General features: G+C 42.9%; 19 protein-coding genes. 8 read left to right on the top strand and 11 right to left on the bottom strand.

All coding sequences use genetic code 11. The features are described 5' to 3' along the window. Positions 1–49 precede the first annotated feature (49 nt). On the bottom strand, positions 50–1,057 hold the full coding sequence (gap, locus tag ECHVI_RS14775; protein WP_015266819.1) for a type I glyceraldehyde-3-phosphate dehydrogenase: 1,008 nt from the start codon (positions 1,055–1,057) through the stop codon (positions 50–52). A gap of 302 nt (positions 1,058–1,359) precedes the next feature. Further along, positions 1,360–2,763, bottom strand: a complete 1,404-nt coding sequence (locus ECHVI_RS14770) for an alpha/beta hydrolase family protein (RefSeq protein WP_041739887.1) — start codon at positions 2,761–2,763, stop codon at positions 1,360–1,362. Positions 2,764–2,862: 99 nt separating this feature from the next. Between ECHVI_RS14770 and ECHVI_RS14765 the strand changes: the two genes are divergently transcribed. Beyond that, positions 2,863–3,081: a DUF3820 family protein gene (locus tag ECHVI_RS14765; protein WP_015266817.1), complete on the top strand. Its 219-nt coding sequence runs from the start codon at positions 2,863–2,865 to the stop codon at positions 3,079–3,081. A 41-nt stretch (positions 3,082–3,122) separates the two neighbouring features. On the opposite strand, the gene ECHVI_RS14760 is transcribed toward ECHVI_RS14765, so the two are convergent. Next, positions 3,123–4,358, bottom strand: coding sequence for a S8 family peptidase (locus ECHVI_RS14760; protein WP_015266816.1), 1,236 nt, complete (start codon positions 4,356–4,358; stop codon positions 3,123–3,125). A 287-nt stretch (positions 4,359–4,645) separates the two neighbouring features. Next, positions 4,646–4,801 carry a hypothetical protein gene (locus ECHVI_RS23715; RefSeq protein WP_157501441.1) on the bottom strand — a complete coding sequence of 52 codons (156 nt, stop codon included), beginning with the start codon at positions 4,799–4,801 and terminating at the stop codon, positions 4,646–4,648. A gap of 184 nt (positions 4,802–4,985) precedes the next feature. On the opposite strand from ECHVI_RS23715, the gene ECHVI_RS14755 reads away from it, so the two are divergent. The 3 genes from ECHVI_RS14755 (at position 4,986) to ECHVI_RS14745 (ending at position 10,880) form a co-directional block, all read left to right on the top strand. After that, positions 4,986–7,721 carry a TonB-dependent receptor gene (locus tag ECHVI_RS14755; RefSeq protein ID WP_245553333.1) on the top strand — a complete coding sequence of 912 codons (2,736 nt, stop codon included), beginning with the start codon at positions 4,986–4,988 and terminating at the stop codon, positions 7,719–7,721. 238 nt (positions 7,722–7,959) lie between these two features. Then, positions 7,960–10,260, top strand: a complete 2,301-nt coding sequence (locus ECHVI_RS14750; protein WP_015266813.1) for a TonB-dependent receptor — start codon at positions 7,960–7,962, stop codon at positions 10,258–10,260. A 17-nt stretch (positions 10,261–10,277) separates the two neighbouring features. Then, complete coding sequence (locus ECHVI_RS14745; RefSeq protein ID WP_015266812.1) at positions 10,278–10,880, top strand: hypothetical protein; 603 nt, start codon at positions 10,278–10,280, stop codon at positions 10,878–10,880. Positions 10,881–10,953: 73 nt separating this feature from the next. Here ECHVI_RS14745 and ECHVI_RS14740 read toward each other — a convergent pair whose 3' ends face one another. Further along, a complete protein-coding gene (locus tag ECHVI_RS14740; RefSeq protein WP_015266811.1) occupies positions 10,954–11,418 on the bottom strand; it encodes a hypothetical protein in 465 nt (154 codons plus the stop codon). A gap of 227 nt (positions 11,419–11,645) precedes the next feature. On the opposite strand from ECHVI_RS14740, the gene ECHVI_RS14735 reads away from it, so the two are divergent. Further along, positions 11,646–12,809, top strand: a complete 1,164-nt coding sequence (locus ECHVI_RS14735) for a PQQ-dependent sugar dehydrogenase (RefSeq protein ID WP_015266809.1) — start codon at positions 11,646–11,648, stop codon at positions 12,807–12,809. Between the two features lie 427 nt (positions 12,810–13,236). On the opposite strand, the gene ECHVI_RS14730 is transcribed toward ECHVI_RS14735, so the two are convergent. From ECHVI_RS14730 to ECHVI_RS14715, 4 genes are all read right to left on the bottom strand, one after another. After that, positions 13,237–14,040 carry a PhzF family phenazine biosynthesis protein gene (locus ECHVI_RS14730; protein ID WP_015266808.1) on the bottom strand — a complete coding sequence of 268 codons (804 nt, stop codon included), beginning with the start codon at positions 14,038–14,040 and terminating at the stop codon, positions 13,237–13,239. A gap of 77 nt (positions 14,041–14,117) precedes the next feature. Next, positions 14,118–15,569, bottom strand: a complete 1,452-nt coding sequence (locus tag ECHVI_RS14725) for a TrkH family potassium uptake protein (protein WP_015266807.1) — start codon at positions 15,567–15,569, stop codon at positions 14,118–14,120. A 3-nt stretch (positions 15,570–15,572) separates the two neighbouring features. Beyond that, positions 15,573–16,919 carry a Trk system potassium transporter TrkA gene (gene trkA, locus ECHVI_RS14720; RefSeq protein WP_015266806.1) on the bottom strand — a complete coding sequence of 449 codons (1,347 nt, stop codon included), beginning with the start codon at positions 16,917–16,919 and terminating at the stop codon, positions 15,573–15,575. A 153-nt stretch (positions 16,920–17,072) separates the two neighbouring features. Beyond that, positions 17,073–17,411 (bottom strand): avidin-fold protein, encoded by a 339-nt coding sequence (locus tag ECHVI_RS14715; protein WP_041739886.1) that lies wholly within the window; start codon positions 17,409–17,411, stop codon positions 17,073–17,075. 744 nt (positions 17,412–18,155) lie between these two features. Between ECHVI_RS14715 and ECHVI_RS14710 the strand changes: the two genes are divergently transcribed. Then, positions 18,156–20,381, top strand: a complete 2,226-nt coding sequence (locus ECHVI_RS14710) for a zinc metalloprotease (protein ID WP_015266804.1) — start codon at positions 18,156–18,158, stop codon at positions 20,379–20,381. A gap of 273 nt (positions 20,382–20,654) precedes the next feature. Here the strand turns inward: ECHVI_RS14710 and ECHVI_RS14705 are convergent, their stop codons facing one another. Together ECHVI_RS14705 and ECHVI_RS14700 are read right to left on the bottom strand one after the other, a co-directional pair. Next, entirely contained in the window at positions 20,655–21,248 is a 594-nt protein-coding gene (locus ECHVI_RS14705) for a DUF4136 domain-containing protein (RefSeq protein ID WP_015266803.1), read from the bottom strand. Positions 21,249–21,328: 80 nt separating this feature from the next. After that, positions 21,329–22,573 carry a DNA recombination protein RmuC gene (locus ECHVI_RS14700; RefSeq protein ID WP_015266802.1) on the bottom strand — a complete coding sequence of 415 codons (1,245 nt, stop codon included), beginning with the start codon at positions 22,571–22,573 and terminating at the stop codon, positions 21,329–21,331. Positions 22,574–22,766: 193 nt separating this feature from the next. Between ECHVI_RS14700 and ECHVI_RS14695 the strand changes: the two genes are divergently transcribed. Then, positions 22,767–23,996 carry an Nramp family divalent metal transporter gene (locus ECHVI_RS14695; RefSeq protein WP_015266801.1) on the top strand — a complete coding sequence of 410 codons (1,230 nt, stop codon included), beginning with the start codon at positions 22,767–22,769 and terminating at the stop codon, positions 23,994–23,996. Beyond that, entirely contained in the window at positions 23,993–24,712 is a 720-nt protein-coding gene (gene pxpA, locus ECHVI_RS14690; protein WP_015266800.1) for a 5-oxoprolinase subunit PxpA, read from the top strand. Before ECHVI_RS14695 ends, pxpA begins: the two co-directional genes overlap by 4 nt. Positions 24,713–24,734: the final 22 nt, after the last annotated feature.

Here is a 24,734-nt window from a genome sequence, read left to right as displayed (position 1 = left end):
ACAGAATTTCTTCTGTCGGGTCATACATAATATATGATAAGGCTATAAATTAGCCCTTATTGGCAATATAAGTAAGTAGGTCTACCACTTTGTTAGAGTAACCCCATTCATTGTCATACCAAGATACAAGTTTCACAAACTTGTCGCTCAACTGGATACCAGCACCTGCATCGAAAATGGAGGTTCTTGCATCACCAATGAAGTCATTGGAAACGACTGCATCTTCAGTGTAGCCCAATACACCTTTCAAGTCACCTTCAGAAGCTTCCTTCATTTTGGCACAAATCTCTTCATAGGTAGCTGCTTCTTTAAGTCTTACCGTAAGGTCTACTACGGAAACATCAGGAGTCGGTACACGGAAAGCCATGCCTGTCAGTTTACCATTAAGCTCAGGAATTACTTTCCCAACAGCCTTAGCGGCACCTGTAGACGAAGGAATGATGTTTTGTCCAGCACCTCGGCCACCTCTCCAGTCTTTCATGGAAGGACCATCTACAGTTTTTTGGGTAGCTGTAGTGGCGTGAACGGTTGTCATTAACCCCTCTTCGATTCCCCAGTTGTCATTTACCACTTTGGCAAGTGGAGCAAGACAGTTGGTCGTACAAGACGCATTGGAAACAAACTGCATATCAGAAGTGTAAGAAGACTCATTCACACCCATTACGATCATAGGAGTATCGTCTTTGGAAGGTGCAGACATGATTACTTTTTTGGCACCAGCTTTAATATGGCCTTGTGCTGTTTCTTTGGTCAAGAACAGACCAGTAGATTCTACCACGTATTCCGCTCCGATATCAGACCATTTAAGATCAGCAGGGTTCTTTTCAGCTGTCACACGGATAGTGTTACCGTTTACCACCAACTGGCCATCCTTCACTTCTACCTCACCTTTAAACTGTCCGTGAGTAGAATCATATTTCAACATATAAGCCATGTAATCCACATCGACAAGGTCATTGATTCCTACGATTTGGACATCGGTTCTTTCTTGGGCCGCTCGGAACACCAGTCTTCCTATTCTTCCGAATCCGTTAATTCCTACTTTAATCTTTGTCATTTTTAATTAAGGTTAATAGGTAAAATTATGTTGTTATTTTAAATCCTTTTTCTCACTCCCCACTTACAAACATTTCAGGCGCAAAAGTGGATCGTATGCTAAAAACATCTTGCAACCTCGTATAGGATGGTGATTTTTTGCTATGCCAAATTTATTGAATTAAAATTTAGTAAAGAAATTAAGCCCACAATAATCTAGCATATTTCGTGTGATTTTGCGCTTGTCTTGAGCATATTTCCATTAAAAACCGAAATTAGGTGCAAATTCCATAAAACCTCTTGGCAAGGCTTTTCCCTCGCGTATTACTGTTGCAATATCCAACGAGCAATATCAGCCATCGCTTCTTCACTAAAGGTTTCTGCTATGGTCCCGTATTCGGCCAATGCACCAGTACCGCTGTGCTGAAAGAGGTGGTTTAGTTCCGGATACATTTTTATGGTGAAATCCCCTTTTCCATTTTCTATTTTTATCCTCTCCAAGACCTCGGCATTAATACTGCCGTTCACTTGGATATCTTTACCTCCAAAAAGCGCCATAACCGGAATCTCAGTCTTTTTGATATACTCCTGAGGATTGATTTTAGCAAATGCAAAAAACCATGGATTAAGAATGTTCGCATACTTTGCCACAAAATCCTGAAGCTCATCCTCGGTATAATTCTCCCCGGAGTCTTTGAGATATTTATCTAACCTTTCAGGAAGGATGATCTTCAGACTATCATAGTCGTTGGTATGCGACAATACGTCATAAATGATCCCCACTACTTCTTCTTCGCGTACCTTCTGCTCATCGGAAGCCTCCACTGATGCTAACATATCCCTGACTTGCTGTTTCATCAACTGCGGTATAGGAACCACTGGCCCAGCAATCGAAACCGCATAACTACCTCCTTTACCATTTGCAGCCATCATCCAAGCGATCATGCCTCCCTCACTATGTCCTATCACCCCCACTTTTAGCTGATTGACAAAAGGGAACTTCCTCAGATGGGCCATTGCTGCTTCTGCATCATCGGCAAAATCAAAAGTAGTGGCATCCTTAAAATCCCCGGTGGACTCCCCTACTCCTCGCTCATCATAGCGAAGCACGACGATGCCCTGCCTTGTAAAATAATCTGCTAAAACCCAAAAAGGCTTATGGCCAAACATTTCTGCATTTCGATCTTGAGGGCCAGAACCACTTACCAAAATCACTGCAGGAAACGGCCCCATACCCTTAGGTTTTGTTACCGTGCCTTTCAGCGTAATTCCTGCAGGCACATTCTTGAAGGACGTCTCCATCTGATCGTAATCAAAAGGCCCTTGAGGTTCCTGAGGCCTCTTCCCCATTCCCTTATCATCCTTAGCCATCCTCCAAAGCACCAAAGGAAAATCCGTTCCGTTCTGAGAAAATGTCCCCCGGATGGTATCCTTTTCCAACCTTCCTTCATACCGGATATTGAACCGCTTCACCGCCAAGTGAAGATTCATAGAATCAACCGATACATCATTTAAAGGAATGCCAGTAGCTCCTTGTGCCGGGCTGTCCATCGTACCTTTCCAGCTTTGGTCTACTTCCTTTAAATGGAAAACCAACGGAAGCTTTTGTCCCATTACTTCCAAAACACCCTTCCAGTCTCCCTGGACGCCGTATTGGGCTTTCAATGGGCTGTTACCAATCGAAAACAACAGGGCTATCAATAAAAATCCTACCTTATACATGCTCATATCACCAAAATTCATTGCCCTTCAGGCATATCTGCCAAGAACTACCAAAAGGAACACATTTCTATTCAAATTTAAAATCTTTTTAGAATATCTTCGTGCATGCAAAAAGAAATACTAGTGGACTTGATCACCAAAAAAATGCCCTTCGGTAAATATAAAGGTCGCTTGATCTGTGATATCCCTGAGCATTACCTGGTATGGATGCACGGAAAGGGTTTTCCTGAAGGGAAGCTTGGCATGTGGCTCCACACCATGTACGAAATCCGGATCAATGGCCTGGAATACCTTTTGGTAGAACTTAAAAAGAAAATCAAATAGGCTTAGGTATGGTCAAAGCTACCTGTCAGCCCTCCATCCCTTTACGGACATTTGTGTACCGCGATGGGATCACACTCCCCATCCGGATCATCTTTAACAAGACCGTCCTTCACTGGTCCCCCCAAAAGAATCAATCCAGCCACATGTGGTGCTGCGTAAGAGGTGCCATTACGGAAGTTATATTGACCTTTTATCCATGTCGATAGGATCCCCACTCCAGGAGCACACCAATCAATAGGTGGATTACCATAATTGGAAAACGTTGCAAACACATCGTTTTCATCCATCGCAGAAACCGTCGTGAAATATTTACCATTGAGTCTTCCAGGAGAATAGTTATTGGCATGGTCACTGTTATTTCCTGCAGCAAAAACAAAATGGATGCCTTTTTCTGCCGCTTTGATGATAAGTGCCTCTAGCGTCGGTGTTGGAGGTCCGGTAACACTCATATTGACGACATCCCCTTTGCAGCCATCCTTCAGGATATGATCCAATGCAGCCAGTACTCCAGAATAGGTCCCATTTCCGTTTTTGTCCAAAATCTTTATTGGAACTACCGTAGCCCCTGCTGCCACACCAGCAATTCCCTCACCGTCCATTTTTGCTCCTATAATGCCTGCGACATGCGTTCCATGTCCCAGTAAATCTTGCAGGCTTTTACTGTCGTCTCCATCATAAATGCCATTGAATCCTCTAGAAACGTTCACATTCAATTCCTTATTTCCCAGGTCAATACCACAGTCAACGATATAAACGACTTGCTTCCCTTTATACTCCACCGGGCCACCTACCCTTTTCACTCCCGCGGGTATTAAATCCCCATGGGTTTTGTTTAAGATGTTGACTGGTGCCGTTCTTGCTCCAGGGTCTGCTATCCCATTTATATCGGGGAAAGAAATAGACACATCTTGCTCCACGCGGATGATCCTTCTGTCTCGACGAAGCCGCTCCGCATCTTCCTTGCTCAGATAGGCCGTAAAACCAAAAAAACCTTCGCTATAGAGATGGACTATTTGTGTTTCTGCAATAGAAAAATCAGCAATAGCCTCCCGTAAACTCTTCTCATCAAGTAATCGTGAAGACTGTACCGAGGAGTTTGATTTAGCCGATACCACTTCATCTGAAATAACAACAATGTACCTGTTCCCTAAAACTGGGGTGACATGTCCTACCAAGTCGTCTTTAGAAAGGAGATCGGGACTAGGCAGTTCTTCATGGCAAGACCACCCGGCTAGTAGAAGAAGGGCTAAAAAACCCCTAATTAATGCGCGTTTCATGAGGAATATTATCTATCCAGGGAAAAATCCTAGAGTAAGGAACAAAGTTAATTCTAAAAAAAATCAAATAAAAAAACGAATATAACATACTACTTAAATATGATACTAACACGCACTTATTGTATACAATCAACGTTTTAAAATAAACATAATACATTAATGTAGATATTTAACCCAAAACCTAGTCTTTCCCCATCATTTCCACCAGTACTATCCGGAAAATAATTATTAACCTTTCTCCTACTTACGATGCTATCGGGAAAATCAAATAAGGGGAGCCGTTTCATTTAATCACCTACAATCCCTTCACCATCGAGTAAGTCTATAAACCCAATAATTCTCTCTTTTAATGCATTGGCATAATTGATAAGAATATTACCAAGGAAGAATACAGCATCAAACAACCAGTTCAACTCCATTTGACAAAATCTTCCTTCATTCATCAAATTCCACCCTAAAATTTACCCACTCAACTTAATAACTTTCCACTCATAGAATAAACTGGTCTTTAGGTAAACCTTTACGTAATTTAGTAGTCTAATATAATATAAGGTATCAACTAAAAACAATCCTAACTTACTCAAATACAACACTATGCGCAACACCTACCTCTTACTTTTTTTCTTTATGATACTGTGCGGAAATGTTCTAGGACAGAACATGCTCCAAGGAAAGGTAGTGGACAAGGAATCCAACGAAACCCTTCCCGGAGCTTACATTTTCTTAAAAGATCAAGATAACAATACGCTATCCAACGCCTATACAGACGAAAATGGTGAGTTTAAAATCACCAAACCATCCAAAAACACCTTCACATTAGAAATCAGCTTTATTGGTTATAAAACTTTACGCAAGAATTTTGAAAATAGTGATCTTTCTAGCTTTGGAACCATCGCATTGGAAGAAGATGCCAATCAACTGCAGGAAGTAGAAATCCAAGGGCAGGCCATGACCGGGGAAGTAAAGGGAGACACGGTTTCTTTCAATGCGCATGCTTATAAAACACGTTCCCAAGCCAGTGCAGGTGAGTTGGTCAGAAAAATGCCAGGTGTTAGAATGAATGGCGGAACCATCGAAGTCCAAGGTGAAACTGTTGGTAGGGTTCTGGTGGACGGTGAGCCATTTTTCGGAGATGATCCAGCCATGGCCATGCAAAATTTACCTGTAGCTGTGATTGATAAAATTGAGTTTCTTGATCAAAAAAGTGATCAGGCACGCTTGACAGGCTTTGATGATGGTGAAACCATCAAAACCATCAATATTATCACCAAAGAAGAAACCCGCGGCGGAAAATTTGGACAATTATTTGCAGGATATGGTACGGATGACAATTATTTGGCAGGCGGTGCCGTCCATTTTTTTGAAGGGGCTCAGCGTCTATCGTTGCTCGGCCTGAGCAATAATATTAACCAGCAAAACTTTTCTGCAGATGATCTTACAGGAGCATTTGGATCCGGAAATAGCCGAGGATGGGGAAGACGGGACAGTGATGACATTACAGTCAGAGAACGTCCGGGTATTACCAAAACGAATGCAGTAGGTACTAATTTTACAGACAAATTCGATGATGGTAAAGCAAGATTTTCCGGAAACTACTTTTTTAACGACAGCGAAAATGTGCTTAACAGGATGTCGACGCGGGAATACATCCTTCCCAGTGATAGTTTGCAGTTTTATGATGAAGAACGACACGAAGAAAACAACAGCCAACTTCACCGCATAAACATGAAGTTGGAATATGACATCACCGAAAAACATGCTATTATCTGGAGACCGCGGTTTTCCTATGAAAAAGGAAATTCCACCAATCGGCTAGCCGCTGTTAACCTATATGATCAATCCACACCGATCAGTGAAACGGTAAACGCAACGGAAAGCACCAATGAAGGACTCAGGTTTGATAATGATTTTACCTATCGCTATAAATTCAACAAACCTGGCCGAACCATCTCCACCAGTATCGAAACAGGCTATCGAGATAATAAAAGTGAATCCAGGCTCATCTCAGTAAACCAAAATTACCAAAGTGGTAATTTGGATAGCTTGATCCAGAGAACCAGCAACGAAAATGGTTCTTTTGAATATGAAGCTGAAATCGAGTATACAGAGCCAATCGGCGAGCATTCCCAATTAAGAATCGAATATGAAATAGGGAACGACAAAAGTGACAATCTACAAGACGTCTCCCAACGGGAAATGGAATCTACGATCTTCGAAAGGGACAGTACACTGAGCAATAAGTTCGAAAATAATTATCAGCGCCAAGAACTAAGTTTGGGCTATCGATATGCGGGTGAAACTTGGAGGTTATTTTCTTCCCTTAACTATGAGGTCGCCAAACTTAACAGTGACCGCTTATTTCCTGGATACGAAAATACCAAAAGGACATTTAAGAACTTCGTTCCACGACTGTACGTCGATTATGAACCAAACAAATCGCTCAGCATTCGCTTCGGCTATCGGACAGATACCGATGCCCCTTCCGTCCGTCAATTACAGGATGTCATTAACAACAGCAATCCATTGCAAATCTCAATGGGTAATCCGAACCTAGAGCAAGAATATGAACACCGCATATTTTCTCGTATCCGTAAAATCAACCTGGAAAATTCAAAATCGTTTTTCATGTGGTTTTCTGCCGGATTGCGCAATAATTTCATGGGTACCAGCACGTTTATTGCGTCGCAAGACACCCTTATCCAAAACGATGTACTTTTAAGACAAGGGGGGCAATTAAGCATGCCTGTCAACCTCAGCAGGGCTTGGAATGCCAACACCAGCATTTCATTTGGTTTTCCTTTAAACTTCATGAAAAGCAATCTTAACCTGGACACCAGGATCAGGTATTCCAATACCCCAGGCCTCATTAACGACCAACTTAACAACAACCATAACCTTGGGCTCGGCCAGGGAGTGGGCATTAGCAGTAACGTAGGAGAAAAACTCGATTTCAATGTAAGTACCTCTGGTAACTATAACTTGGTCAAAAGCTCCATTCAAGAAAACAGAAATACAGAATACTACTCGCAGGAAACACGTCTGGATCTGTACTGGAACTTCTGGAAAGGATTCTTCATCAGTACAAATGTAAACAACCAGTTTTACATCGGGCTGGGTGAAGCTTATGATCAATCGGTATGGCTGATGAATGCAGACTTTGGTTATCGCTTCCCACCAACCCAAAACCTGGAACTAAAAATGACTGTATTTGATCTGCTAAACCAAAACACCAGTATCAATAGAAGCGTCACGGATGTATATATTGAAACGGAAAGAACAGCCGTATTAAATCAATTCTTTATGTTGACGCTTACTTACAATCTTCGAGCTTTTGGAGGCAATAAGCCCGTATATGATAATTAATGAGCTAATGATTTGAGCTTTAAGCTATGACCGCCATGCATAATAAGGTTTAAAAAAACATAGTTTGGAGCATGGGCATGAGTAAGAATGTTAAAAACATTAACTAAGCCAAGGCACTATTACAGTAGGCCCGCCATTACTAGATTGGTAATGGCGGGATTTTTTCGTTCGCATCGTTTACCTTTTTCATGAAACCTAATTGCATTAGGCAACGTTATTGCACTATATTTGTCCCCTCATGATCAAAATGTTCATTAGAGTAATCCTTGTCCTAATTTTTGCAGCAAATTGCCTTCCCGCATTATCACAGGTAAAATGTGCTTTTGATGTAAAAGGGAAAGTGATCGACCAAGAAAGCCAAGAACCGGTCGAAGGGGCATACATTTGGATAAAAGAGTTGGAAAAGGGCGCAGTCACTAATCACAATGGCAATTTTCATTTCCGTGACATCTGCGAAGGCCATTATGAACTAAATGTTGAAATTTTGGGGTATGCAAGTAAAAACATTCAGCTTAATGTTCACGAAAATGTAAACATGACCATTAGGCTGGAATCCAAAGATTACCTGATTGACGGAGTGGAAATCGTCGGGCATAAGGATGCTGTTAATACCCTGAATAGTATTACCCATTTGGGCAAGGACCTATTGGACGAAAATCGCGGCGGAAACCTCGGTGAAACCCTCAAGGCACTTCCGGGAGTCACGACCTTCACCACTGGGGCTAATATCAGCAAACCTGTCATCCATGGGATGCACAGTAACCGTATCATGATCCTCAACAACGAAGTTCGACAAGAAGGCCAACAATGGGGTGGAGAGCACGCTCCTGAAGTAGATCCCTTTATGGCAGAGGATATTTCAGTGATAAAAGGCGCCGAAACCGTGCGGTTTGGGTCGGAAGCCATGGGCGGTGTCATATTGGTTACCCCACCAAAACTTCCTGTCGCTGCGGGAACATCAGGAACGGCCACCTTGGTAGGAGGATCAAACGGTTGGAATGGTGCAGCTGCTTTTAGCTTTGAAGGAGGACTAAAGGACCTAGAGGGGTTTGGTTACCGTATCCAGGCCTCCTCAAGGATAGGTGGAAATATCAAATCCCCTGCCTACTATCAGGACAATACCGGCATGAAGGAATTAAACTTTTCTGGGGCAGTAGGCTATAATTCCAAAAAGTTGGGAATGGAGCTCTTTTACAGCAGATTCGCCACCACAATAGGAATATTGAGCGATTCACATACTGGAAATTCGTCTGACTTGGAGGAATTAATCGCGAATGGCAGGCCTTTTTCTAATCCTGACTTCACCTATCACATTGAAAACCCTAGACAGGAAGTCACCCATCAACTCTTAAAAGCAAAAGGACATTATCACCTCAATAACGACGGTGTCATTAATCTTACATATGCATTCCAGCAAAACAATCGGCAAGAATTTGATATCCGTAGAGGTGAATTGAATGACCGTGCAGCACTTGACCTAGAGCTCTTCACCAATACACTTGATATAAACTACGAGCATCCTTCGAGCAAAAACTGGAATGGTTCTATCGGGATAAGTGCTTTGCAGCAAGCAAACAATAACATCCCCGGAACCGGTGTCACACCACTCATTCCAAACTATGACATGGTTAATCTTGGCGCTTTCATGATCGAAAAATATACCAAAGGTCCTCTAGAACTTGAGGGCGGGGCCCGTTTTGACTATCGTTATGTAGATGCAGCACGCTATAACCAAGGAGAATTGGATGAGCAGGATTTCACCTTTCAAAATTTCACTGCCTTTTTAGGTGCGGGATACAGTTTAAATAAAAATTGGCTCCTGACCACGAATCTAGGTTCGGCATGGAGACCTCCAAATATCAATGAGCAATTTAGCCAAGGCCTTCACCATGGTGCTGCTGCCGTAGAAATCGGCGATCCCAACTTGGTCAGTGAACAGGCCCTCAAGTGGGTAAACACCGTCAATTACAGCAGTGAAAAGTTAAATGCGGAGCTTACGGGCTATTACCATAAAATAAACAATTACATCTACCTTAATCCTACCGGCGAAGAATATGTTTCGCTCAGAGGAACGTTCAATGTCTTTGAATACCTGCAAACGGACGCCGGTTTTTGGGGCATTGACCTGACCACGGATTACACGATTCTCCCCTCCCTAGAATGGTTTATCAAAGGAAGTTTGATAAGGGCCAAAAACCTTACGGACCAAAACTACCTCCCCTTCATCCCTACCGATCGATTGGAAACAGGGCTGGTTTACCAAGCAGATAAAATTGGCAAACTGGAACTTAGCCACCTGTCAGTCGCCAAACAAAGAAGGGAACCGGATGTTGACCTGGCTCCTGCTCCCCCCGGCTACAACCTGTGGACTGCAAGGATCAGCAGAGACCTATTGGTCAAAGAAAAGTCCAGTTTAAAAGGAAGTTTAGGGATAACCAATATTTTCAATACGGAGTATAAAGATTATATGAACCGCTTTAGGTATTTCACCCATGAAATGGGAAGGAATTTCACGCTAAGGCTTAAATATGAATTTTAATCTAAATTTTAACGAGCATGAAAAAACTATCAGTTTTAACCCTAATAGCAATGGTTTCAGTTGCTTTACTGTCCTGCAGTAAAGATGATCCAGTTCCTGAACTGGATCAAGAAGTCATCACAAATGTATCCCTTACCTTCACAGAAGTGGATGAAAACGATGACATCATCGGGTCTGCCATGGAATACAATGCCTCCTCTGACGAGGGCTTAGGGCTAGGTGGAGATGTGGTCATCGATGATATCGACGGACTAGTGTCTGGAAAAAGGTATTTATTGAAGATCACAGCTTTTAATGGAATCGCCAACGAAGATGTAACGGAAGAAATCGAAGAAGAAGGCGATCACCATCAGTTTTTCTTTGTAGGAAGTGCATTTATAGGCAACACCAGTTTTCTGGAATATGCCTACGCTGACGAAGACGAAGATGGGAATCCAATTGGCCTTATGGGCTATGTAACCGTTAACGAAAATGCAGGCAGTGAAAACGGTATCTTTAACTTGGTATTACGTCATGATCTTGACAAAAATCATGAAGGTGCCGATAACCCTAGCTGGGAAAATTTTGTTCAGGCAGGGGGCGAAAGCGATTTGGATATTGACTTTGATGTCATATTCTAAATTGTCATAGCTTAGTAATTAAAAAAGCCCCGTTTTATGTTCGAAAACGGGGCTTTTTTAATTGAAATAATGATCACTGACCGGCTGCTTTTCCTACATTGCCAGCTACTAAAATAACGTTATACTCTGGTCCTGAAGATGCCAAATGAACCTTGATATGATAATCATCCTGCATTAATTCAGAAAGGCTGTAGCCTTCAAGCACTGTTACACTTCGCAGGGGTCGAATATCTACTCCATTCAGCATACTGGCCATACCAGCATCCACTCCAGCTTCATAGGCTCCGAAATGCAAATGGGCGGGAAAATAATATTCATCCTCCGATGCATCACCATAAAGCTGAATGGTTACCTCTACCCCTTTACCATTGGAAAACTCCTTAAATATCACTTCACCAGTATAACCATATTCAGTGCTTACGGTATGTAGATCGTAGGTCAGCACATTATCTTCATAGAGGGAATCAGTCAGCTCGTTGCAAGATGAAAGAGAGAAAATCAACATTACCAACAAACTAAGCTTTACTTTTATATTCATAGTTGGTTTCTTTTAAGGCATCGATATCATACAATTCTAAAGATACAATTTATGCCAATATTCATGATCATTGATGTGCGGTTTTTCATGGATAGCCTATGCAAGTGGCTTGGTTTTTTGCTACTTATATATATTTTTCCTCAGCATCTTTTTTATCAGAAAACTTTTACACTTTATATTGATTATATTTATAAATCAAAGATCAAACGATAAACAAACCTATTGAAATGAAAAATCCTATTGCAAGCTTATCAGTCACTCCACCCTTGGTCATATTTGCACTTATATTAGTTGGCAGTGTTTCTTGCGCACAAGACAAACGTCCAGAAGTGAGGGAAAATACCCCACCCATCGAAGACGATCCCAAAAACTACACGACCGAGACAATCGTGGAAGACATCAATAATCCTTGGGGCATGGCCTTACTTCCGGATGGTGGTATTTTGGTGACCGAAAAGGCCGGTGAACTGATTTATGCTAAAGATGGCGAGAAAAAGATCATACCCGGCACACCTGATGTCGTATCCAAAGGCCAAGGAGGGCTCTTGGACATCATTCTGCACCCAGATTACGCTACCAATGGCTGGATCTACTTCACCTATTCTTCAGGAGAAGGAGAAGAGGATGGCGCCCATACAGCGGTAATGAGAGCCAAGTTTCATGGCAATAGCTTAACCGACCAAGAGGTGCTTTATAAAGCCACTCCAAATACGGACAAAGGACAGCATTTTGGTTCAAGGATGGCTTTCGATGAAGAGGGATACCTCTATTTTTCAATTGGTGAAAGAGGTGAAAGGGATGTAAACCCTCAGGACATCACACGAGATGGCGGTAAAATATACCGGATACATGATGATGGCAGCATTCCTAATGACAATCCATTCTTCAATGAAGAAGATGCCAAAAAGGCAATTTTTTCTTATGGCCACCGCAATCCACAAGGAATGATTTTCCACCCGGTCTACAATGAAATTTGGGTCAATGAACATGGCCCTCAAGGGGGGGATGAAATCAATATTGTAGAAAAAGGAGGCAATTTCGGATGGCCAGTAGTGTCCTATGGCATCAACTATGATGACAGCATTCTTACTGAAGAAACCAGCAAAGAAGGGATGGAGCAGCCACTTTATTATTGGGTGCCGTCGATTGCTCCGTGTGGATTTGCCCTGGTACCTGAAGAAACGTATCCCCAATGGGCTGGTAACCTCTTGGTAGGATCGTTGAAATTTCAGTATTTGGAGATGCTTTCATTGGATGGCAAGCAAGTTACCAAAAGAACCAAACTGATGGACGGGGCAGGCCGATTGAGAAATGTCAAAATTGGTCCTGATAACCATATCTATGTGGGTATTCAAGGTACAGGTATTGTCAAGATTATCCCCAACCGCTAATGGTGAAGTGATAAAGCTAAAATCGCTTGGAGCACTCCCGCTGAGTGTAGATACACACAGTTAAGTTATTTCATAAAAAGGCTGTCTAAATCATCACACCTTATTGTCACTTTGCGAAAGTGAAAAGATCATTTCATCGAATCCTAACGTACAAACCAATTCATGATAATGATTCTCTGTCGCAATGAACACGATGATGTAAAAATATTTTTAGACAGCCTTCTTTTTTTGCATCACTTTCAATTTGGGAACTGAAATAGTCGGCAATAAAAAGGATCAAGCAGAAAAGGTAGGGACTAGCCTATTTCGTCCTATGCCATCTTTAGTTTCTTTTTGGCCATGAATGAACGCTGATAAATACAGATCGGATGTTTAAGGCATTGCAAATTTGTGTTCATCCTTTTATCCGTGGCAAAATATCTTGATCCTATAATGAAAGCTTACCTGATTTTTCGATCTGGAAAGTACCGGTAAGCGTCACCATTCCGCTATCAGCCAACACTCCTTTAAAAGCCCCTCCCCTTTTACTTAATTGTAAGGAATTTAGATGCTTCTTTTCCAATCGCTTTGCCCAGAAAGGCACCAGCATCGCATGAGAAGATCCTGTGGCATGATCTTCCTGCTGCATCGTATGAGGCACCAAGGTCCGACTGACAAAATCCACGGTTTCACCTTGGGCAGTTACAGCATACCCGAAGATGTCACATTGGGACAACCTTTCAAAATCAGGATCCATTTTCGCAATGTCCTGTTCGGATTTGGCCAAGATGATATGTTTATTATCCGTTCGGTACATGGCCAGCAAAGGAATGCCTAACCCTTCTAAAATGGGTTCTGGGAATTCGGTAATTTCTTCTATGACGGCAATCGACTGAGCGCTGATGGATACGGTCTGGTCAGCATTTAATTCACCTTCCAGTTTTCCTTCAGGATAAACGAAGGTGAACTTTCCGAAACCATTCTTTTTTTGCCCCAAATAAGCAGTCGCAGCTGCCGTGCCATGTCCGCAAAGGCCAATCTCAGCATCTGGCGCAAACCACCTGATGGCAAAACGGTCCTCTCCTGGTTCCTTAGCCAAAAAGGTTGTAGCCGGTTGTTTGAGTTCTTTGGCAATACTCTGCATATCCCTTTCGGCGGGAAGTTTATCCAATAGGATCACTGCTGCAGGGTTTCCTGTATAACCTCGATTTTGATCAGTAAAAACTGAAATGATTTGGTAATCTATTTCCATGCGAAGAAAAATAAGTTTGGTTTTAGAATAGCATTTGTACTAAAAGGATTTTTATCTCCAACAAGTTCATTCCTTCACTAGTTTGCCCTCCAAAAATAGGGCGTAAAGAGCACCAAAATAGTAAACAATTCCAATCGGCCCAATAGCATAATAGCAGACAGGAAAACTTTGGTAAAAGGATCAAAGAAGGAGAAATTATCCAGTGGTCCTACATTACCAATTGCTGGCCCCACATTTCCAAGGCAAGTGGCCACCGCCCCAAAGCTGGTCAACATATCATATCCTACGATGGACAGCAGCACGCTTCCCACGACAAACACCATCAAATAAATCAATAAAAATATCATGATATGGGTGATGATTTTGCCCGTGACGCGTTCATTATTGATTTTCAAGGTCACTATCGCTCGGGGGTGAACGATCCGCTTAAATTCCAAGAGGGTATTTTTAAAGAACGTAAGGTGCCGGATAAATTTAATTCCCCCGGCAGTGGATCCCGCACAGCCCCCCACAAAAAGAAGCAGAAAGAACAAAATGGTTAGGCCATGACCAAAACTGGTATAATCCGCCGTCACAAATCCTGTCGTGGTAATGAGCGAAACTACTTGGAAGGCCGTATCCCTAAATGCCTTCTCAAACCCAAATCCACTGGCAAGAAACACCGGCACGGTCAATCCGACGATGATCAAAGCAACGACCAAAACGTAGGCTTTAAATTCATCACTTTTCCAGACCCGATCAAACTTGCCCATTATCCCAAAATAGATTACCGTAAAGTTGGTTCCTGCCAAAAACATAAAAAGAATGGCAACATACTGGATAAACGGCACATCAAAATAGGCCATACTGGCATTTTTTGTAGAGAAACCACCTGTAGCCAACGTCGTAAGCGAGTGGTTAACGGCATCATAAAAATCCATTCCACCTATATAATACAATCCTGCACAAAGGATGGTAAGTCCCACATAAACATACCATAGTCTCTTGGCCGTCTCCCTAATTCGCGGATGCAGCTTATCTGAAGTCGGCCCCGGGGATTCGGCTACAAACAATTCAATGCCACCAATGCCCAATAATGGAAAAATCGCTACCGTCAAGACGATAATGCCCAATCCACCAATCCACTGTGTCATGCTCCGCCAAAACAGGATACCTTTTGGCAGTGCCTCTATATCATTCAAGACAGAAGCCCCAGTAGTGGTCAAACCTGATACTGTCTCAAAAACCGCATCTGACAAATTGGTAAGCGTTCCACTCACCAGGTAAGGTAACATTCCAAAAATGGACATAAAAATCCAACTCAATGCCACGATCAAATATCCCTCACGCTTTCTAATATTTTGGTCTTCCTTGGAAAAAGAGAAAAACAAGAGTCCTCCGATGGCCATGGACACAAAGGCCGAATAAATCAGTGGCATATGGTCACCACTTTTATAGTAGAAACTGAATGCGATACCGGGGAGCATCAGTAAGCCCAACAGCATCAATAACCCTCCCATGACTTTTGCAATCGCCTTATAATGAATCATAGGCTAATTAAATAATTTCTCCAGACTGGACTTTGCAGAAGGAAGGGCCAAAACTATTGCCTTATCATTCAGCTGCAATTTAAAATCACCATCAGGAATAAAAACGGCATCTCCACGAATCACTCCTGCTACGATTGCCGTTTCCGGAAAATGAAGCTCTCTTAATTGCTTTTTCGTAAGCCGGTTGTTTTTGGATATAACGTATTGGATAAATTCGGCATCTACCCCATAAATGCCTGAAATGGCCTCTACCTTTCCTTTTCTCAGGTGTCGGGCGATTTGATTGGCCGCTACTAATTTTTTATTGATCAATGAATCCACCCCAATGCTATGTGAAATATGGATGTATTCCCGCGTATCCACATGAGCAATGGTCTTGTAAACGCCGTGGTTTTTGGCACTGAGGCTGGTGATAATATTGGTCTCCGAGCTTTCTGTCAAGGCCAAAAAAGCCTGCATTTCCTCCAGCCCCTCTTCTATCAACAACTCGATATTTTTATAATCACCGTTTATGACCAGTGTGGAATGCAGCCGTTCTGAAAGCCACTTGCATCGCTCCTTGTCATTATGAATTAACGTCACCTTATATTCTGGCTCAAGCTTTAATGCTGAAGTAAACGCCAAGTCATCGCCGCCGATAATCATGACGTTTTTAATATCTATCTCACGCTGGGCAGTAAGCTGGGCAATGGATTCACTGGCTTTCTTATTGGATACAAAGTAAACGTGGTCATTGTTTCGGAGCATGGTATTTCCGCCGGGAATAATCGTCATCTGATCCCGTACAATTGCAATGATCCGTACATCTTCGAAAATCGACATCGTCCGCGTATCGGAAAGCCTTTTGTTTACCAATGACGAAAACTGGTCTAAAATCACTCCCATGACGTTGATTTTCCCCTCCTCAAACTCAAAAATATCTGAAAAAGTAGAGTTCTTTACCATGCGATGTATCTCTCCAGAACAAAGCATGGTGGGAGAAATAATATCATCAATGCCCAAATTATGAAAATATGCTACATTTTCCTCTAACAAATAATCATGGTTTCTTACCCGAGCAATCACCCGCTTAGCCCCTAACTGCTTCGCCAACATCGCAGTCACGATATTGGTTTTCTCCGAAGTAGTGACGGCCATGACCATATTGGCATCTTTCACATTGGCATTTTTCAGGACATCGATGGATGCAGAATCCCCCATCACGGTAAGCACATCTAGCCTTGAGGCGACATGTTCCAAAATATCCTTGTCCGTATCGATCAGAGTAATGTCCTTGTTCTCGTAGCTGAGTGATTCTGCAAGATGAAATCCCATATCACCAGCCCCCGCAATTACGATATTCATAGCCATGGGCGTAAAGATAAGTTGTTTTGTACCTCAATGACAAAATTGTAAATCAATTTTTACGAAGCATTCCATAGAATACCTTTGCTAAAAATAGCCCTATTTTAATGATATCATACTGATTTTTGATTTAACTTTTATGTGGTAGGCGGTAATTCCCTAAACCTCCTCAATTATCGACTCCCCTTTGGAAAAATCACCAGAAGTCCACTGCCACTGCTCATGAAGCCTGATTTTACCACTGGTGGACGGGCTTGGCTTAGAAGTGCATTTGCCGGATTTGATCTCTCCTTTGGAATTGATATGACAGTATTTCATTTTAATGACTCCATGCTCATCTACGGTCCCGATCAAATTCCCTTTTTGGATGCCCCCACCTGAATACGACCCGGACAAAACATTCCCTTCCTGCTTATACTTAAAGACGGTTTCTTCCGAAACTTCGCCATTGGTACTGTTGGACAGGGATTTGAAAGTTTTGTTATTGTAATCTATCATACGATAAAACGGTTGAAAGGTGGTTCTAAAATAAACATAATACGCCAAATTCAAAAGAGCTTTATTCTCACCTCTTTGAACATAAACTTCATTTTTTATTTTTTTAAAAAGCAAAATCAAAGCAATGATTATCCTCACTATTCACTTCCTCCTTCCCTAAGCCTAGCCACGAATTACCTAAACCCCATATTTTTGAAGTATACTCAATCAAATCTATCCAATACTCATTGTACTCGTTAAATACTAATTCACAGGAAATTAACCCTAACTTTTAGTGAAAAACACTTAAATTTATACCTACCAACATGTTGATAAATAACTACTTAAACAACAAAACCACATCATCAGTATCTCAGGCCTGCTGAACTTCAACAGCCAGAAAACTTGGGCCCGGCGATTATCCGTCGCTTCGATGATTTTTAGCGTTTAAATGGATCCTAACCTGTTAGGAATATAAGAATTAACCAGCAGTTTTTAGCCAAACACATGTATTACAGCGTGTTGGCGTGGCCGACATGGACATCTAGATATCATGTCAAGTAATCGCTTATCGAAGATAAGCTTAACCATACTTGAAGAAAAATCCTGCAAAACCACTTTTAGCGTTAAATGTCTTTGCCTAAACCAAATTACAACCGTAATAAACTGGTAGTCAATGCATTTAAGGAACCTCACATGACGTCTCGGTGCATTTCACCTACTGCACACACTGTACTAACCAATTTAACCAAAACATTTTTAACCATGACAATTTATGACGATCCTGGCTTCTCCGAAGCCACCCTTTCAGAAAACTCCTCGATTCAAGAAGAACCGAATCAAGAGCATCAATTGAACACGAATGATGAAGCAGCCTCAAATGGGCATGCACATGAGCATCATGCAGATCATCCATCCATGGAAGCACCTCCCGAAGACATTACTTATCCTGAAGCAAATGTCGAAAATGGGGTACAAGCATACGGAATTGGAGATTTAGAAGACCGCATTATTATAAAAGATAAACTGGTCATTCCACGTTTGGCCGTAAGTGGTAGCTATATCGGAGTTCAGGGAAGTTGGCGGTTGGAATTAAGAGTAGATGTGGACCGCGCAGGAGCCCTCAACAAAGCGAGTTTTGATTTCTTCCACGTAGGATCCACCACCACCTATTGGGGTTCATTCAGCATGAACTACCCCAGCATCACCTACACCAGCACAAAAGCCACCTTGGTAGGATACCTTACCGGCACGCGGTCCATGTGGGCAAATAAGGCCAAGATTGTGATTCCGAGAAATTACATTTTCTATTCCCCCGCGGCCGCGACCATCACTTTTATGCAGTATAATCTGTCCGGAGCTTCATATACCTGTAAATTCCGCTCCAGGTATTTTAGGACCGTCAGACTGGAAACGGATGTAGAAGCAGGCACCAGTCTTTTTGGGAGCTATCATACGGGAACCTTTCCAAACCCGGGACCATCAAGGGACTTGACAGTAGTAAAAGCCTTTCAGGAAGCTGGCATCAACATGGCATATACAGGTCATAATAATGTGATCAACACCAGTGAAGCGGGAAGCGATAACCGATGGACAGAATCGGAAATGCATGCGAGTATGGTAAGGCACTTTAGCGTCTTCCGTAACCTTCCGCAATGGACCGTTTGGCTATTTGCCGCAAAAAGGGCCGTCATCAACACCCTACTCGGGATCATGTTTGACTATCAAAACAAAAAACCTCACCGACAAGGTTGCGCCGTTTTTCAAGACACCTTGGCCAATTACCATTCTGGTAACGATTACGTCAGAAATCAACTGTACACTTATGTTCACGAATTGGGCCACGCCTTCAACCTGCTACATAGCTGGGACAAAAGTCGACCCGACAGCTTAAGCTGGATGAACTATCCTTGGAAATATGATCAAGCAAATGGAATCGGTCAATTTTGGAATAACTTCACGTTTAAGTTTGACCAGGGAGAATTGACTCATATGCGTCACGGCTATTATAACAATGTGGTCATGGGCGGTAACGACTGGGCAGTCGGCGCAGGACATGAAGCACCACACGCCCACTCAGAGGATTTTGTGTCCGAAGTGATCGAAAATCACACCGGCCTGAAATTGGAAATCGTTCCCGTCAAGTCCGCTTATACGCTCGGTGAGCCTGTAGTGGTCGAAATAAAACTTCGCTCCAGAAATAGGGATGAGCGGGTAGTAAATGCCCACATCCACCCCAAATACGAACAAGTGCGTATCGGAATCATGAAGCCTGACGGAAAGGTGATCGATTACGAACCCGTAGGACATAACTGTGTTGCCGAAAAACTGGAAACCCTGGACGAGGAAAAACATACCCTCTACACCAGTGCATACATCGGCTACGGCAGCAAAGGGTTTTATTTTGATATGCCCGGCTTTTACAAGATCAAGGCTGCCTATAAAGCAGAAGATGGCTCGGTCATCCAAAGCGAGGAAATAAAAATCAGAATAAAAAGTCCTTTGAGCAAGCAAGACGATCAAATTGCAGACGTATACTTTACGGATGACGTGGGAATGCTATTTTATTTGCTAGGAAGTGACAGCCCGAGCCTCAAAAATGGTAACGCACAACTGCAGGAAGTCGCTTCCAAGTATGCTAAAAACCCCATGAGCGTTTATGCGGATTTTGTCCTTGGAACCAATGAGGCCATGACCTTCAAAACCGTGGATCCAGAAACCAATGGACTGCAAGTGCGGTCTCGAAATGTCAAAGAGGCCTCTACGCACTTGGATAAGGTTTTTGCCAAATCCTCCGGCTCAGAGGGGTTGGATAACATTTCACTTAACTGGGCTTACCGCAGAATGGCCGAGGCATTGATCAAAGAAGATGACCAGAAAGGAGCTGAACAATTGCTGAAAAAAATGGAAAACACATTTAAGGCCAAAAAGCTAAATCCAGTGGTCATGGGAACCATTAAGGAACAAATCAAAAGCACCCTTAAAGGATAAGAACAGGTAAAAGGCTTCTTGTAAGAAAGCCAGGTTGTAAAAAAAGGAGAAGCCGTACTGCTTTGGCTTCTCCTTTTTTTTAATATTCAAAAACCATGTTTATGCCACCTGCTCTAAAAACAGATCAGCATCAGGACAGATGCGGTTTACATCAAGTCTACATGAGTATTCATCACTGTAGAATGGGGTGTTTGACGGTAAAGAATCTTTGGCAATGGGGGACATGATCATCCCCCATTGACCTGAGACTTTTCTCCTTCACCTCTTATCACCTTAAGTTTTGTCTTGTTTTTTGGGCATATTCCGTGAAAATTCATTTAGAATTTTATCGACTGAGACGTCAATGTTTTTATACTTTTGTTTCACGTTATTTACCTCACCCACAGCACTGATCCGCAATATCACCTCGTCTGCCTTTGGATCAATAAAATCAATCACCACTTCACCCAAATTGTACTTTTCTATTTCCGTGCTACTAGGCCAATAGGGCGCACCATATGGGTAACGATACATATAGGGATTATACATTCCATATGGCCCGAAAGGTGACATTCCATAATAATCATTGTTCCTTACCTCTTTCTCACCTTCACTGAGTAGTGTATTGTATCGGAGGATCAGGTCTGGCTGCTGGCTATTCTCCTCAAATCCCCGCGCTTGCATCCCTTTGGCCAATCCATCCCTTAAGTTTCTGTCCAATGTTGGCGAATTCCAAGCTTCCTTTCCTTGATATTGATTAATGATCGCAAAAGTCTCATAGTTTCGAGACGGTTTGACCTCTTCTTTCTCTAAGTAAACTTTTACAGGATTGCAGGCAACCATGATCAGCATCATGGCCAAAAATCCCATTCCTATTTTCACTTTCATAGTTTCTTCTTTTTTAGAAAAAACGTTCAATGAACGCCAAAGTTGCATAAGGAAATGTGAAATTTATCCTGCACTGGCGCTCAGCTATCCAAAAATTTACCCTTTTCATCTTCGGGCAATGCTTCCACATCCCGTAATCTTCGCTGGATTACACGTGTTCTCGTGCCCACTAATGTGTCCAATTCATTATTGGCCTCATGGAGCTTTTTCTGGGCCTTTTGGATCAAGTCACCAAATTTACCAAACTCCGTCTTTACCGCTCCCAGGACTTTCCATACTTCGCTGCTGCGCTTTTGAATAGCCAAGGTTTTGAATCCCATCTGCAAACTGTTTAGCATCGCCGCAAAAGTAGTTGGTCCTGCCACCACTACCTTAAAATCCTGTTGGAGCTGCTGCGCCAATCCCCCTTCACGGATCACTTCTGCATACAAACTCTCCATTGGTAAAAACATCACCGCAAAATCAGTTGTGTACGGGGGATAAATATACTTTTGGCTAATATCCTGCGCTGATTTCCTTACTGCCCTGTAAAGAGCAGTCTTAGCCACTTCCATGGCACTCTTATCTCCTCCCTCATAAGCTTCCAACAAACGATGATACGCTTCTTGAGGAAATTTAGCATCTACCGGAAGGAAGACAGGTGACTCATTGTTCCCCGGCAGTTTGACGGCAAACTCCACCCGTTCGGAACTTCCCCGTTTCATGACGGCATTTGAGATGTATTGGTCAGGGGAAAGGATGTTTTCTAAGATGCTTTGAAGCTGATATTCGCCTAAAATCCCACGGCTTTTCACATTGGTGAGCACCCGCTTTAAGTCCCCCACACCAGTGGCAAGTTGCTGCATTTCTCCCAATCCCTTTTGTACCGCTTGAAGCTGCTTACTTACGGCCTCAAAAGACTGCCCTAAACGGGTTTCCAGTGTCTTTTGAAGCTTTTCATCCACCGTCTCCCGCATCTTCTCAAGCCTAGCCTCTGTTGCCACTAACATTTTTTCCTGGCGCCGCTCCAATTCAGAGAACTTCTCTCGCTGTAAATCATTGAACTCCCGTACATTTTCCCTGAAGAGTTTGCCAAAGTCTTTCAGTACCGCTCCCTGGTCTTTACCCGATTCACGCACCATGTCCATAACCAACTTGAATTGCTGGTTCATTTGCAAATTCAGTTCCTTTCTGTTTTCGGCCATCTGAACATTCAAATCCTGTTTAATGGCTGCAAGGTCTTCCGTTACCCGCTCATTAGCAGACCTGCCCTGTCCATGCTTTATGATCATCCAACTGCTCAGGAGCAGGTTCATCACAATGAGTCCAATTAGGATCAATTCCATTTCTTCCTGATTTTTGATGCAAATTAACGGACAGCTATCACTTAAACTAACCTTCATTTGCAATAGTGCGACAGTTACCGTCCCACACTCCCTTCACATTAGAATTACTCCAGTACCTAAGGTTTAAATCGAATTAATATCACGGGATTTCACTAGATTGCTTCCAGGGTAAAGTCGAAAAATAAGATGGAGCATGTTTAAAAAGCTTACAATATACGTTGGCCCAGGGCCATTGGTAGCCGCTGCATTTATTGGTCCTGGCACCGTAACGGTTTACAGCATGGCTGGGGTTAATTTTGGCTATGAATTACTTTGGGCCCTACTATTGTCCATGATAGCCACGATCACCTTGCAGGAAATGGCCGGCAGAATAGGCTTGATTACCCAAAGATGGCTCCCCCACATCATCAAAACTGAAATCCGCCCCAAAGCCTTTGCCATATTGGCATTGGGGTTGGTCATTGGGGCGATAGTGGTCGGAAATGCTGCTTATGAAGCAGGAAACCTCAGTGGTGCCGTGATGGGGCTGGAAACATTTCTACCCGAAAAGGTGATCTCACCTTTTGGAGTGTATTTCCGACCATGGCCTCTGCTAACGGGACTGTTTGCCTGGATACTCTTGATGCGGGGCAGCTACAAGCACATCGAACGGTTGATGATCGGAACGGTAATGATCATGAGCGTAGTGTTCATGATCACCGCTGTGGCGGGAAAACCGGATCTTTCCACCCTGATAGCAGGTTTTGTTCCCGAAGTTCGCACAGATAACATCCTGACCATCGTAGCCCTGATAGGAACTACCGTGGTACCTTATAATCTTTTTCTCCATTCAGCATTGGTGGCCCGTATGTGGAATAGTCCCCAATCGCTCCGCTACGTGAGAGCTGACATTTTCATTTCGGTGATTTTAGGAGGACTGGTCTCCATGGCCATTCTAGTGACCGGCACGTTAGGCAATGCCAACCATGTGGAAGTGGTCAGTGACCTGAGTGAAAGTTTGGTTCCCTTATTAGGGCCAACTGCTCCGTATTTTTTGGGTGTTGGGCTATTTTCAGCAGGTATAACATCTGCCATTACCGCTCCGTTGGCAGGTGGATTGGTGATCTGCGGTTGCTTTGGGTGGAACAATCGCCTTTCCGCTCAGCCCATGCGCTGGACCTTCAGCATTATTCTGCTATTAGGGGTGATTTTTGCTTCCCTTGGAATAAAACCCATCCAATTGATTGCATTCGCTCAGCTTACCAATGGGATTTTATTACCTGTTTTGAGTACCTTTATCCTTTGGATGGCCAATAAAACCTCTTTGATGGGGCCATTCAAAAACCACCTTATCGCCAATATCTTTGGTATTGCCATTTGGGTAATTACTTTGGTATTGGGATGTAAAAGTATGCTGAGCGTAATACAAAACTGGAGTTTATGACAATAGATATCAATTGTGATCTCGGGGAAGGAATGGAGTCGGATGCTGACGTAATGGCTTATATTACCAGTTGTAACATAGCCTGTGGCGGACATGCTGGTGATGCAAAATCTATGGCTGACACCATCAAGTTAGCTCAAAAACACCACGTAAAAATAGGGGCACATCCCGCTTTCCCTGATCGGAAAAACTTTGGGCGAAAAGTCATGGAAATGCCTCCAGAAAAATTAGTGGAAAGCCTCCGATCACAGCTGAAGAGTTTTCAAGATATCCTGACGCAAAGCAATGCTGCACTGCATCATATCAAACCCCACGGCGCCTTATATAATTTAGCGGCAAAAGATGCGGGAACGGCCAGTTTATTAGTAGCACTTATTAAGACCCACTACCCGGAGGTGATTGTATATGCGCCCTATGGATCGGTCATGGCAAAAATTGCCAAAGAAAACGGACTGGAGGTTTGGCATGAAGTTTTTGCCGACAGAAACTATCATGAGGATTTGAGTCTTGTTTCCAGGGACGACCCCGAAGCACTCATCCATAACACAAAAGATGCGGTAAGCCATTTGGCAAATATGGTCATAACAGGGAAAGTTCAGACACTTTCAGGAAAAATGATCCCCATAGAGGCAGATACAGTTTGTGTCCACGGAGACAGTCGGGGAGCCTTAGCGCTCACCAAAGCCATCCATGAGACGATGAAATCAGCTAATTGACAGTTATTTTTCAAACAGAAAA

Origin of the sequence: Echinicola vietnamensis DSM 17526, assembly GCF_000325705.1 — a bacterium.
Taxonomy (GTDB): Bacteria; Bacteroidota; Bacteroidia; order Cytophagales; family Cyclobacteriaceae; genus Echinicola; species Echinicola vietnamensis.
This window is presented reverse-complemented; position numbering and strand designations above follow the sequence as displayed.

Bases quoted from the DNA above. Each gene is read 5' to 3' on its own strand.
- gap (WP_015266819.1), bottom strand. From the start codon at position 1,057: ATGACAAAGATTAAAGTAGGAATTAACGGATTCGGAAGAATAGGAAGA.
- ECHVI_RS14770 (WP_041739887.1), bottom strand. From the start codon at position 2,763: ATGAGCATGTATAAGGTAGGATTTTTATTGATAGCCCTGTTGTTTTCG.
- ECHVI_RS14765 (WP_015266817.1), top strand. From the start codon at position 2,863: ATGCAAAAAGAAATACTAGTGGACTTGATCACCAAAAAAATGCCCTTC.
- ECHVI_RS14760 (WP_015266816.1), bottom strand. From the start codon at position 4,358: ATGAAACGCGCATTAATTAGGGGTTTTTTAGCCCTTCTTCTACTAGCC.
- ECHVI_RS23715 (WP_157501441.1), bottom strand. From the start codon at position 4,801: ATGAATGAAGGAAGATTTTGTCAAATGGAGTTGAACTGGTTGTTTGAT.
- ECHVI_RS14755 (WP_245553333.1), top strand. From the start codon at position 4,986: ATGATACTGTGCGGAAATGTTCTAGGACAGAACATGCTCCAAGGAAAG.
- ECHVI_RS14750 (WP_015266813.1), top strand. From the start codon at position 7,960: ATGATCAAAATGTTCATTAGAGTAATCCTTGTCCTAATTTTTGCAGCA.
- ECHVI_RS14745 (WP_015266812.1), top strand. From the start codon at position 10,278: ATGAAAAAACTATCAGTTTTAACCCTAATAGCAATGGTTTCAGTTGCT.
- ECHVI_RS14740 (WP_015266811.1), bottom strand. From the start codon at position 11,418: ATGAATATAAAAGTAAAGCTTAGTTTGTTGGTAATGTTGATTTTCTCT.
- ECHVI_RS14735 (WP_015266809.1), top strand. From the start codon at position 11,646: ATGAAAAATCCTATTGCAAGCTTATCAGTCACTCCACCCTTGGTCATA.
- ECHVI_RS14730 (WP_015266808.1), bottom strand. From the start codon at position 14,040: ATGGAAATAGATTACCAAATCATTTCAGTTTTTACTGATCAAAATCGA.
- ECHVI_RS14725 (WP_015266807.1), bottom strand. From the start codon at position 15,569: ATGATTCATTATAAGGCGATTGCAAAAGTCATGGGAGGGTTATTGATG.
- trkA (WP_015266806.1), bottom strand. From the start codon at position 16,919: ATGGCTATGAATATCGTAATTGCGGGGGCTGGTGATATGGGATTTCAT.
- ECHVI_RS14715 (WP_041739886.1), bottom strand. From the start codon at position 17,411: ATGATAGATTACAATAACAAAACTTTCAAATCCCTGTCCAACAGTACC.
- ECHVI_RS14710 (WP_015266804.1), top strand. From the start codon at position 18,156: ATGACAATTTATGACGATCCTGGCTTCTCCGAAGCCACCCTTTCAGAA.
- ECHVI_RS14705 (WP_015266803.1), bottom strand. From the start codon at position 21,248: ATGAAAGTGAAAATAGGAATGGGATTTTTGGCCATGATGCTGATCATG.
- ECHVI_RS14700 (WP_015266802.1), bottom strand. From the start codon at position 22,573: ATGGAATTGATCCTAATTGGACTCATTGTGATGAACCTGCTCCTGAGC.
- ECHVI_RS14695 (WP_015266801.1), top strand. From the start codon at position 22,767: ATGTTTAAAAAGCTTACAATATACGTTGGCCCAGGGCCATTGGTAGCC.
- pxpA (WP_015266800.1), top strand. From the start codon at position 23,993: ATGACAATAGATATCAATTGTGATCTCGGGGAAGGAATGGAGTCGGAT.